This is a genomic window from Rheinheimera gaetbuli (genome assembly GCF_054781935.1).
Genome location: NZ_BAAGTL010000002.1, coordinates 69,267 through 80,714, shown reverse-complemented (window position 1 = coordinate 80,714; position 11,448 = coordinate 69,267). Strand labels below are relative to the sequence as shown.

Here is an 11,448-nt window from a genome sequence, read left to right as displayed (position 1 = left end):
TAACAGTGGCGTTGCGTTTTAATAAGCAAGCGCAGGGTTAGCAATAATCTCTACTTCGCATACTAAAGAAAATGCCACAAAATAGGCTGGTTTATTTTGTTTATAAAACCCTAGTTTTAATGGTTTATTTTGATTTTTTTAGCATAAAATTCTGCTTTTTAGGTTTTTTCTCAGTCACTATTTCTGGCTTTGCCACTTTTTTCCAAACTAATTATGCTTAATGCTTAATGCTTAATGCTTAATGCTTAATGCTTAATGCTTAATGCTTAATGCTTAATGCTTAATGCTTAATGCTTAATGCTTAATGCTTAATGCTTAATGCTTAATGCTTAATGCTTAATGCTTTAGCCGCAGTGCCAGAGTATCGGCCAGTTTATGCTGGATCACTTAACTGCTGCCTGGCCATTGTTCTGGCAGGTAAACACTATAAATTAAGTTATTAGCCCGGCTAACGTTGACGAAACTGTTTGTTGACAATGTGAAAACGAGATGATGAAATCCCGCGCATCATTTGACAGTACTGCAAGCAATGAATCAACAGGACGTTCAAAAACTCTATTGTGCTCATCATCACTGGATGAAAAGTGTGTTAGCCAACAAATTACACTCTGTCGATGATGCCGCAGATCTGGCGCAAGATGCTTTCTTACGATTGCTGAAAAAAGATCTCAGTTTCGATAGTCTGGCTGGTGGGCGGCATTATCTGAGCCGTATCGCGCATGCGTTATGCATTGATTTCTGGCGTAGACGTAAAATAGAACAGGCGTATCTGGAAAGTTTGCAACAGCTTAGCGAGCCCTATTCCGCCGATTTAACAGAGCATCAGATTATTATCGACATTATTGTAAAAGTGGATGGCATGTTGTGCCGTTTACCACGCAAAATAAAGCGTACTTTTATTGCCGTGCAAATAGAAGGCTTAACCTACAATCAGGTAGCTGAACGTGACAATATTTCCGTTGCCAGTGTAAAAAACTATTTAGCCCAGGCCATATTGCGGATGACCATGTTCAGGGAAGCCTACGATCTTGACTAAAGCTGCTGCCGACGCCGTTAGCCTGAAAAGCGCAGCTTACTGGTTTGTTGAATTGCAGGAGCAGCATGTTAGTTTGCAAACGCGCCAACAGTTTGAAGAATGGTTGCAACAACCACAACACAGGGCCGCGTGGGATAAAGTGTTGCAAATGCATCAAACCTTTGAACAGTTTCAACAACATCAGCAGCAAAATCCTGATATAGAGAAACTTTTACAGCAACCTGCAATGTCCAGGCGGACTGCACTTAAATGCCTGGCAGTTTTTGGTACCTCGTTTTTCACCTATATGGCCGCAAGAACCCCCTGGAGCAAATCACAGTGGTACGCCCTTGCGGCAGATCATGCAGCAGCAGTTGGTCAGTCGCAAACTGTGCGGCTAACAGACCAGTTACAAGTTTGGCTGAATACCAACTCTGCAATAGATAGCACAGTTTCTGCTACTCAAACTCTGGTTAATTTGCTGCAGGGCGAAATGTTTGTTCATCTTCAGGGCAGCAGCATGCAGGCTGATTTGTTACTGACCAGCAAGGTGGCGCAGCAACAAATAATGATTGCAAGTAGCGGCTGTCAGTTAAATCTGTATAACTATGGCGATGGCTGCACCGTGTCGCTTTATCAAGGGGATGCCGTTGTCACGGTTGCTCAGCAACCTTTGTCCTTGACTGCTGGACAACAAATCAATCTGAAAAGCAGCGGTGACATTGACTACAAGCCAGTGACGTCGCTGCCTGATTGGCGCGAAGGCAAACTGGTTGCCAACGCCATGACGCTATCGCAATTTTGCGCCGAACTTAACCGCTACCGCCGTGGCATTATCAGTGTGAATACCGACGCAGAAAGTTTACTTATTGACGGTGTATTTCCGGCTTTTGCGCCAGACACAGCGCTTGATATGCTGGTAAACACCTTACCCGTAAAAATTAACCATTTTGGCCCATGGTGGGTGCAAGTGTCTCTGGCGTAACGCGCTGAATTAGCCGGGTAGTAATGATATCTCATTTTTTTTACGTTGTTATGTGTGCCATCATGCTGATGAATTTGCTGGTAATAAAGGCTTATGCCGGCTCGGATCAGCTTGGGGCATTACGGCAATACGATATAGCCGAAGGGCGGTTGGGCGAATGTTTAAATGCACTTGCGCGTACTGCAAGTATTTTTGTTGCAGCCGACGCCAGCCTAACCGCAGGTAAGCGTTGTCAGCCGTTGTCAGATGAATTAACAACAGAACAGGCACTCTCCAGGCTGCTAATTGGCAGCGGGCTGCGCTATCAGCAGATTGGTGCGCAACACTATGTGTTAAAACCGCTGGCAGAATTGACTGCAACTGCAAAAGGCCCAACAGAGATAGTGGTTAGTTTTTCTTTACCCTCTATGGCGGCAATATCGTCAATGCCCGAGCCCGACTGGCAACAAACTACCAGTGAGTCATCGGGTATCCGCCAGACGGTAAAACAAACACCGCAAGCTGTTTCAATACTAAATACCGCGGCCTATCAGCCATTTAATCAAACCGATTTGGGCGAGGTGCTGCGATCCAGTGCAGGGATATACAGCACAGCTAATTCCTTTACCGGTAACCGTGAATTCAGAGCCCGCGGCCAGCTATTAAATCCCTTTATGATAGACAATCAGCCGTTTGCCGATGCCAACTTTGCCGTATCAGATTTAGATATTGTGTATTTTGATTTGCTGGAGATCAATCGCGGCACCAATGGCATAGTGCAAGACAATGGCAGTAATTCGGCATCGGTAAATTTAAGGCCGAAAGAAGCAGACAAAACAGTGGCAAGACAGGGCGGCATCAGTCTTGGCGATCAATTGAAATACCGAATTAGTGCCGACATAACCGGCGCTGTATTAAATCGGCAGGACCTGAGCGGCAGGGCGATAGTGGTAGCACAGCAACAACAGGATGCGGCCGACTACTCTGACAATTTACGTTACGGTGCCCTGGCCCGATTGAGTTGGGACCTGGATACGAATACCAAGCTAGACCTATATCATATTGCGCAACATGACCGGCAGCAACAGCGTTCAAAAATCCGGCCTTTGTTGTATGCCGATTTAACGCACTTTGACGGCCCCTTATCTACCAACTTCTGGCCAGTTTGGTCTGGCGCCCAGCAAAGTATGTCGTTCTCGCGCCTGATCGCCCGTCAACAACTGGCCAGCCAATGGCAAAGTAGTTTGCATATTAGCCGTGCCAGTCAACAACAAACCGCGCTGGTGCCTGATGTCACCGGTTACCCAGATCGGCAGACACTGTCGCTGTCATTTGGCGCGCTTGATAACCACTTTGAGTTTTCGGCTGATAAAGTTGCATTGACACTCAATGGCGCTTTTTTGATGTCGGACTTTCCGGTTGATGTCAGTATCACAGCAAGCAGCGCCTGGCACCAAAACTATCAGCTGCTGCAACTGATGGATTATCAGGCCACTACCGTGCTTAACCCTAACAGTTTTGCCGCGCTTTACCGCAACCAGACCAGGCCAACAGCTGTTGCGGACACCTTTGTTAACGATTCACATTACCGGGTCAGCGGCCTAAAACTGGCCGGCAGGATAGCGTTGACAGACTCAACGCTGCTGTCGGCATCGGTACGCCGTAACCACAGCCGCTACAGCAATAAAGGCAGTTTTGCCGCTGACACAGAGCGCACGCAGTACACTAACCTCTATCTTGGCCTGAGCCAGGCCATTGGCGCAGCGCAATGGTATGCCAGTTATGCCAACACGGTAGATTTTCGCCAGGGGTATCTGTCGATGCTTGACCTAATCGTTAGTCCGGTGCGGTTTACGTCCTGGGAAACCGGCATAAAAGTAGATTTCTGGCAACAACGTGGCCGCTTCAATGTTAGTGCTTACCGCAGCAGTCAACGCAACTACGCTCAGCTTGTGCCTGAGAGTTTTCCGGTACAATCTGGCTGGGAGGCCGGCTTTGCGTATCAAGGAACATGGCTACAGCTTAACGCCAGCTATAGCCGAAATTTTACTGCAACGCAGCCAGATACAATAGCTGCCCGGCAATTTCAGTTCCCTGACACCTTGTATCGCCTGATGCTGTCTGGCTCGTTAGACAGGGTAATAGCAGGCAGCACATTAGGGATAGGGGTGGAAGGTGAAACCCGCCAGCGCTTTGAGCTGCCAGCATTTAGCCGCCGACAGCCGGTAGCGGTAAGCCAACCTGCCAGCTGGCGCCTTAACAGCTACTATCGGATTGCCACTGGTAATGGCCGCGTTTTTACCCTAAGTATCAAAAACCTGTTAGATAAAGCCTATTTCGATGGCGTAGATATTAACCGTGGCTGGGCAGCATATGGCGCACCGCGGCATTTTGCCTTTAGCTTTGAGCAGCAGTTTTAAAAAAGTTTAGCTGTTTTAGTATCGTTAAACGTTTCCTTATTAATAGCAACAGTGTTGTTGGTATTGGCGCTTATGTACAGAGCGCCTGTTGGGCAGTGCGTCGCTAGCGCACCTAAGATAATAAGGAAATTCCATTGAAAACTAAGTTTAATAATTTCGCAGCATCGCTGTTGCTTTTGCTCTCCGGTTGCGGTGGCAGCAACAATGCACCACAAGTTGTTGTGCAACCAAATAAGGCCCCCGTTGCACAGTTCACTTTAAGCCAGAATCAGGTTGCTGTGGGGGAGCGTGTCAGTGTTGATGCCAGCAGTAGTATTGATCCTGAACAGTCGGTACTAAGTTACCGCTGGCAGATCAAAGACGCTGGCGGTGAGCTGATTACACCAACAGACAATACGGCCAAAGTTCTGCATTATTACCCGCAGCATGTCGGCAGCTATATTATTGTATTAACAGTAACCGATAGCCAGGGCGCAAGCCACAGTGTAGAAATGCCGCTTAGTGTAACTGACACGGCGCAGCACAGCCTGAAAATTGAAGCGCCCGAAACCGCCGCTCTGGGCGATTATCTGCAGCTACAGGCTATATTCAGCCATATGATAAGCGACAAAGTGACACCCAATTATCTGTGGCAACTGGTTGCCAAACCGGCTGACAGTGAGGCGCTGTTGGAGAATTCTTCGCAAAGCCGCGCTGGCTTTATCGCTGATAAGAAAGGCGACTATACCCTCGAAGTAACTATGCAACTTGGGCAGTTTATTAAGTTGACTGTGCAACATGGCATCAGTGTATATCAGGCTGGTGATGTTCCTCCGCAGGCAAAAATTGATGCCAGCCACAACCGTCAGCTGTGGCTAAATGAGCGCTTGTTGCTGACTAGCATTAGTAGCGACAACGACGACGACGAGCTGAGCTACCAATGGACTGTGCAAGGTGGCGCTTATATTGCCCATCCGCATCAGCAGGCGGAGTTTCTATTCGAGCCTTCAGCATTGGCGACTTATACTATTTGTTTGTTGGTACATGATGGCAAACATCAGGATCAGGACTGTACAGAAATAGACGTCACAGATACCAACCGTCAGCCTGTTGCCCGATTTAGCGCGGATACAACAACGCTGGCGCCACACACAGCGATCCGGCTTACCAGTCAGGCGAGCGATCCGGATGGCGATACGCTGAGCTTCAGCTGGCGCATTGTCAGCGCACCCGAGGGTAGCCATGCAACACTTGATCTTAGCGACGAACAACACCCCATGTTTCAGGCAGACAAAGCCGGTGATTACCAGATCCAGCTAGAGGTGTCAGACGCCTGGCAACAATCAGAGCCCTTTGTATTGCCGTTGCAGTTGCAGGCCGCACCTCAACCGCAGCTAAGCATCAGTGCCGAACGGCTGATTACCGTGGGTCACTGGAGCAGGCTGCAAGCCGTGCTGAGCGTTGAAAGTGACGATGTGCAGTTCAACTGGACAGTGTTAAGCCAGCCGCAAGGTGCTAATGGCGAATTCCAACCAGGCAACCAGGCTGACGCGATGTTTAAAGCCGACCTCAGCGGTGACTATTTGCTGCAGGTTGCAGTAAGCGGGCTGGCAATAGCGCCACAGGTGGCAACGGTGCTGCTGTCTGCCGATAGTAATTTACCGCCGGTTGCCAGAATTGCCGGCCAAACCCGGCGTTTCGGTCTGGTGGGTATTAAGCAAACATTTGATGCAGCGATAAGTTTTGATCCGCAAGGCGAGGCGATAAGTTACAGCTGGCAGTTGTTCGATGAAAATAGCGCAACTCTGCTAGCCAGCCAGAACGGCGGTACACTATTTACTGTTGAGCCGCAATTTGCCGCTAACTACCGGGTTAAACTGCAGGTGAGTGACGGAGTAAAACAGGCAGAAAGAAATGTATTGCTAGTGGTGGCCGACGAGCTGCCAGTGCAGCTGCAACTAAGCGGCAGTTACGTTAACGTGCTGGGCCAACCTGTTGCAGGTATAAAGGTGACGACTAACCATATAAAGTTTCGTCCTGGCTATGTCGGCGTTTATGAAGCCTATACCGACACCGCCGGCCAGTTTACATTCAGCTTTGAACGTCCACAGCCAGACAGCTGGCAGCCCGGTATCAAAGTAGGCTATAGCTTGCGTTATGGTTATCAGTCACAGGAGCTTATCTTAACCGACGAAAATGAACTGGATTTGGGCCAGGCTACGATAGCTGATCTGCTAAAGGTTCGTTTTGAATCACGTTTTTGCAACAACCTGGCTGATACTAATATCAGGTTTACAATCGTCGGTCAGCGCACGGAACACACTCAGCTAGACCTTGTAGCCTCACCCTTGTTGTCGTTTAGCAAAGATTCGCCAGAGCTTGAAACCTTATTGCCAGCGCCGGCAACTTTTCTGCTGCGCAGCAACCAGGCCAGTGTTAACGCAGATAGCCAGTTTGCCTTAGCTTATACGCCGGAGCAGGTGCAAACCGTAGTAGTTGATTTGTGTAACCCGTAAAACCTTCTGCTTATGTCAGGCGGGTAAAATAGCCGGCCTGACATAAGCTGTCACTCAGCACATGACTGCAACCAGATCCATTGCTCAGCAGCAATACCAATCTGGTTCGCAAATACCATATAGTCATCACACTTTGCCTTGGCCGGGGTTTTACTGCGTGCCAGCAACCAGGCGTAATCTGTTGACGGCCCAATCACTAACGCCATGCTGTAATCATTGCTTAATTTGGCAATATTATAGCCGCCGTAAAACGGGCCAAAAAACGACACTTTAAGTGCACCGGTGTTGCTGTCGCCAACAAAGTAGGCTTTGCCTTCAGCCTCGCTCCATTCATTTTCTTCGGCATTAAAACCACGGTTAATCACTTTTACGCCACCGTCTGCACGCATGACGTAGTTAGCAGTTACTTCGGTTAAACCGCGTTCAAAGCGGTGATCCAGCCTGGCAATTTCATGCCACTCCCCAAGGTAGCGCTTAAGTTCAAATGGTGTTACCGGTGTTACGCCCTCTGGCGTACCGGTGCAGCCAAGTAGCAAGACAGCAGTGGCAAACAGGGTAATTTTGCGCAGCATTTTCATAGCAACCTTTTTAGCGGGTGATTGAACACGCATAGTACGCCGCGAGCTCCAGTTTGTATCACAAAATTTGTCTTCAATCAGGTGGTTATCTTATAAACCCATGTTTTGGTCTCAGTTTTATAGTGTTAGTTCAATTAAGATTTGTACAGAAACCTGTTTGGAAAAAACACCCCCGGCTAAACCGGGGGTGTTGTTCAATAGCTTGCTTTAGCTAACGTATGTGTTAACAACTTGCGTCTAAAGAGTAAATCTTACGCCAAAGTATGCTGTACGCTCAGGAGCTGGCTCAATACCATCCGTTCTGACACGGCTGTAATAGTCTTCGTTCAACAGATTGTTGATGCCGGCATACAGTGCCCAATTAGTCGACAACGCGTACTCACCGCTTAAATCGACTACTTGATAAGACGGGATCCTGGCATCGATGATCGCTGCACCGCTGCCACGCGGTAAATTAGAATCCTGCCAGTATTGATCACTGACCATGGTCAGACTTAACGAAGCCGTTAAAGCATTACCGGTGTACATCAAACCACTACGCAACAGATAATCCGGTGCAAAAGATACCGTATTGCCCACCAAGCTGCTGTTCACACTTCTGGTGATTTCTGCATCTAGCCAAGAACCGTTTGCAAAAGCAGTGAAGTCATGACCCGGTGATAATTCAAAGGCATATTGCAGGCTAAGTTCAACCCCCTGATGACGTGAATCACCGCTGTTTACCCGCTCTATATCGGTGATATTCACCTGGATCTGCTCAATTTTGTCGTTGAAATCAATACGGAAAACACTGATATCAAGAGAAAATTGCTCTGTTACCTGACTGCGATATCCCAGTTCGTAGTTCATCGCTTTCGATACGGTAGGATCATTACTGCCAGCCAACTCAGACGTTGGGTTGATTAAATCGTCAAACCGTTGTGGTCGGTACGATTCTGAAATATTGGCATAGACTTCAGCTGTGTCTGAGAGCTTATAACCTGCACCCAGACCAAAGAGCAACTCGTTGTAAGTGCGATCTAAATCAATTGCATCACGGTTTAGGCTAGCGGTCTTCACCAGTTCAACCATATCATAATTCAGCCGCTCATAACGTATAGCCGGCGAAAGTGTGACATTACCAAAACGAAACAGATTTTCGACAAACAGCGCGGTATAGGTGGTTAAGCGATCTTGCTCAAAGCGCAAGTCCGCTGCATTTTGAGCATCAGACATCAGGTCGCTGTTACGGTGCTGAGTGCGCGGACTGTCGCCACGGAATCCTGAACTCCCAGCGGTGAAAATGCTGTTACTACCCCATGCCAGACTATAGCGCAGATCATAGCCCAGGTTACGAAATTGCTGTTCGTCAACCGTTGTTAAAGCGGGTGGGGCAGAGGGGGGAACAAAGGCGCCCGAGCGACGGCTAAAACGATCCATCGCAAGATACCAAATCTTACCATTCAGACTAGAGGCGGCATCCAACTGCTGCTCGTAGGTTAAGCTTGCCAGGGTTTGGTCGATTTTAACGCGGTTAAAAGGGGTTTTAACCAGATCTCGATTGTCGGCAAATTCGGCAGAGGTTAATCGACCTGCCTCACCCGAGTCGGAGCTGTATAAATCCAGATTGGCGCCAATTTTGATATCTTCAAAGCCTTCATAACTCAAGCCGAAGTAGCCTGAACTCACATCAAAGTCTTCGTTGTGGCGCGGGCCATCAGCACGACGATGATCAAAGGATGCCATAAAACCGGTGTTGCCTTGTGACCAACGTGCTTCATTATAGGTGCTGTACATGGAGTCGCTGCCAACGGCGTGCTCGGTGACAAAACTGTTTCCTGCTTGTGCAGAAGGAGCACGTGTAACGAAATTGACCACAGGGCCAATTTGCGGTCCGTACAGTAAACCTGAACCACCGCGAATAAATTCAACGCGCTCAATACGCTGTGCACCTGGCATATAATACATCGTTGGATAACCAAACATATTGGCACCCAGTGGTACATTGTCCTGGTAAAAAGCGACAAACTCAGACTCATGCGGGTTGCCCAGACCACGATAGTTCACGTTAAAAATGCTAGGGATTTTTTGCTCTGAAACAAATAAACCCGGCAAGGTTGTAAACATTTGACGTAGGTTAGGCTCAACGAAAGTAGGCTGTTCAGTTAAATCCACAACGGACGTTTTTTTCCCTGCAAGAATGAAACCTTCTTTTACATCGGGTAAGGAGGTTACTGGCGCTTGTACTTCGCCGCGAACTTCTAACACTTCTACCCGCTCTGAATTATTGCCAGTAGCATGAGCTGTTATTGAAAAAAAGACCAAGGAAACTGCAGCGGCGACTTTATTTTTTTGCATCGAGAACAACCTTTATTAGTTAATGAAGATGAGATTCATTCATATTACCATTAACTTATATCTGCAGTTCAGCTCTCAAGATTCTTTTAATGTGTTTTTAATCTTATGTTCATTAATGCAGTTAAACGCTATATGCAGATTAACGATAGCGTTGCAGTATCTCGTCTAAAGTGCCGTCCTGTTTGCTAAGTTGCAGTGCGTTATTCAGTTGATGCACTACTTGTTCTGGCAGTTCCAGGCTACAGGCTAGCCACAATTCAAACGCATCGGCACTGGTTGCCACAGGGTATATAAGAATGCCTTTTTCTGCTGCAATGTAGGGGCCACCGATTGAGCCGGCAAGCCAAAGGTCAATGCGCTGTAACTGCAACATTGATAAATTCACCGGGATCTCGGCTATACGTTGGACCTTCAAGCCCTTACTGACGCCATAGTCGGTGAAGGCGTCAGCGGTTTGCCCGCCGATGCGCAGTTTTGCCGCGTCTGACAATTGATTAAATTTGGGCTGTGTCGGATTGATTGAAAATAGCTGGACATACTCTGTGCTTAACGGGCCAACCCACTGATATAGCGTTTCGCGTTCTAGCGTTCTAACGGCAGAAAAGAAGCAGCTATCTGCTTGAGTTTGCGTAAAAAGCTGAGCTCTACCCCAGGGGACAATTTCAAATTGTCCGTAAAAGCCAAGTTTATTCAATAGTAGCTGAATGAGTTCAGTGTTAAGCCCGGTTACTTCCCCATCGTGAGTGAAGTTCCAGGGTGGATATTCTTCAGTGTAAAGGCGCAGAGAAACGGCTGATCCGGTTTCGGCAGCAGCTGCACAAGGCCACAGCAAGCTGGCAATTAATATCAACGCTTTACGCATAGAGCCGCCAAAGTACTAACAACAAATGGTTGCCGGGTGTGTGGTTCTCATAAACCAATGCGGCTCTCATTCTGACATCCATAAAGCATACTTAATTTTTCCGCTGGGTGTGGCGATTTTCTACAATGGGTATTCTATTTCAATTAACGCATCATTGCGCCTGAGCATTGGCAAGGTAAGCGGGCCGTTGAAGCCTGCTTCTATCAGCTGGCAATGTCGCCGATTCTATTCAAACAGGCCATGCTACTACACCCAATTTAAACGTTTGAAATGGGTTGAAGGTTTTGCCCTCTGAAGTGCTAACCGATTAATTTCCCGCGCAATGTCAGGAGTAAAGATAGCCCCAGCAGCATGACTACCACGACATTCGCCAGAGCAAACATCAATACCGATAAAAACTGCCAGAGATGCTTTGCAGGCGCAATAAGAGCCAACAATACAGCGATCTGTGCACAAGCAATAACGCCAAAACTAAAGGCCCAGTACCCCATATGCAAACCAGAGTTGAACGTCCATGGCAGTAATCTGAAAGCGATCAATATTTGATAGCAGCCATAGCCTGGCAGCATTTTTATCAGTAAATTGGCAGAGTCGGGCTCCAGCATCAGATATGCCAAACCACTGACTACCGCCGGCGCAATTTGAATACCTTGCAAATTTTGTGCAACGCCAGGAAGGTAAATGCTGGCGTAGTGTTCTTGGGGTTGCATTGCATACCGCCTTCGACCCTTGCGGACAAACGTATACCTACCTGTAGATAATAAATGTGGTGAGACG

8 protein-coding genes are annotated in these 11,448 nt (G+C 47.8%); 4 read left to right on the top strand and 4 right to left on the bottom strand.

All coding sequences use genetic code 11. The features are described 5' to 3' along the window. Nucleotides 1-529: 529 nt before the first annotated feature. The 4 genes from ACYVIC_RS03590 to ACYVIC_RS03575 all read left to right on the top strand — a co-directional run bounded on the left by ACYVIC_RS03590 (nucleotide 530) and on the right by ACYVIC_RS03575 (nucleotide 6,894). On the top strand, nucleotides 530-1,036 hold the full coding sequence (locus tag ACYVIC_RS03590) for a sigma-70 family RNA polymerase sigma factor (RefSeq protein ID WP_460857568.1): 507 nt from the start codon (nucleotides 530-532) through the stop codon (nucleotides 1,034-1,036). Continuing rightward, entirely contained in the window at nucleotides 1,029-2,000 is a 972-nt protein-coding gene (locus ACYVIC_RS03585; protein ID WP_460857348.1) for a FecR family protein, read from the top strand. The genes ACYVIC_RS03590 and ACYVIC_RS03585 overlap by 8 nt, the downstream gene beginning before the upstream one ends. 62 nt (nucleotides 2,001-2,062) lie before the next feature. Beyond that, nucleotides 2,063-4,399, top strand: coding sequence for a TonB-dependent siderophore receptor (locus tag ACYVIC_RS03580; RefSeq protein ID WP_460857347.1), 2,337 nt, complete (start codon nucleotides 2,063-2,065; stop codon nucleotides 4,397-4,399). Nucleotides 4,400-4,533: 134 nt separating this feature from the next. Further along, nucleotides 4,534-6,894 (top strand): PKD domain-containing protein, encoded by a 2,361-nt coding sequence (locus ACYVIC_RS03575; protein ID WP_460857345.1) that lies wholly within the window; start codon nucleotides 4,534-4,536, stop codon nucleotides 6,892-6,894. Nucleotides 6,895-6,944: 50 nt separating this feature from the next. Here ACYVIC_RS03575 and ACYVIC_RS03570 read toward each other — a convergent pair whose 3' ends face one another. The 4 genes from ACYVIC_RS03570 to ACYVIC_RS03555 all read right to left on the bottom strand — a co-directional run bounded on the left by ACYVIC_RS03570 (nucleotide 6,945) and on the right by ACYVIC_RS03555 (nucleotide 11,381). Further along, nucleotides 6,945-7,505 carry a lipocalin family protein gene (locus tag ACYVIC_RS03570; RefSeq protein ID WP_460857343.1) on the bottom strand — a complete coding sequence of 187 codons (561 nt, stop codon included), beginning with the start codon at nucleotides 7,503-7,505 and terminating at the stop codon, nucleotides 6,945-6,947. Nucleotides 7,506-7,709: 204 nt separating this feature from the next. Beyond that, nucleotides 7,710-9,809 (bottom strand): TonB-dependent receptor family protein, encoded by a 2,100-nt coding sequence (locus tag ACYVIC_RS03565; protein WP_460857341.1) that lies wholly within the window; start codon nucleotides 9,807-9,809, stop codon nucleotides 7,710-7,712. 139 nt (nucleotides 9,810-9,948) lie between these two features. Further along, the gene (locus ACYVIC_RS03560) at nucleotides 9,949-10,671 is read right to left on the bottom strand and encodes a substrate-binding periplasmic protein (RefSeq protein WP_460857339.1); all 723 of its coding nucleotides are present in this window, start codon (nucleotides 10,669-10,671) and stop codon (nucleotides 9,949-9,951) included. 299 nt (nucleotides 10,672-10,970) lie between these two features. Continuing rightward, nucleotides 10,971-11,381, bottom strand: a complete 411-nt coding sequence (locus tag ACYVIC_RS03555; RefSeq protein WP_460857337.1) for a TDT family transporter — start codon at nucleotides 11,379-11,381, stop codon at nucleotides 10,971-10,973. Nucleotides 11,382-11,448: the final 67 nt, after the last annotated feature.

Bases quoted from the DNA above. Each gene is read 5' to 3' on its own strand.
- ACYVIC_RS03590 (WP_460857568.1), top strand. From the start codon at position 530: ATGAATCAACAGGACGTTCAAAAACTCTATTGTGCTCATCATCACTGG.
- ACYVIC_RS03580 (WP_460857347.1), top strand. From the start codon at position 2,063: ATGCTGATGAATTTGCTGGTAATAAAGGCTTATGCCGGCTCGGATCAG.
- ACYVIC_RS03570 (WP_460857343.1), bottom strand. From the start codon at position 7,505: ATGCGTGTTCAATCACCCGCTAAAAAGGTTGCTATGAAAATGCTGCGC.
- ACYVIC_RS03565 (WP_460857341.1), bottom strand. From the start codon at position 9,809: ATGCAAAAAAATAAAGTCGCCGCTGCAGTTTCCTTGGTCTTTTTTTCA.
- ACYVIC_RS03560 (WP_460857339.1), bottom strand. From the start codon at position 10,671: ATGCGTAAAGCGTTGATATTAATTGCCAGCTTGCTGTGGCCTTGTGCA.
- ACYVIC_RS03555 (WP_460857337.1), bottom strand. From the start codon at position 11,381: ATGCAACCCCAAGAACACTACGCCAGCATTTACCTTCCTGGCGTTGCA.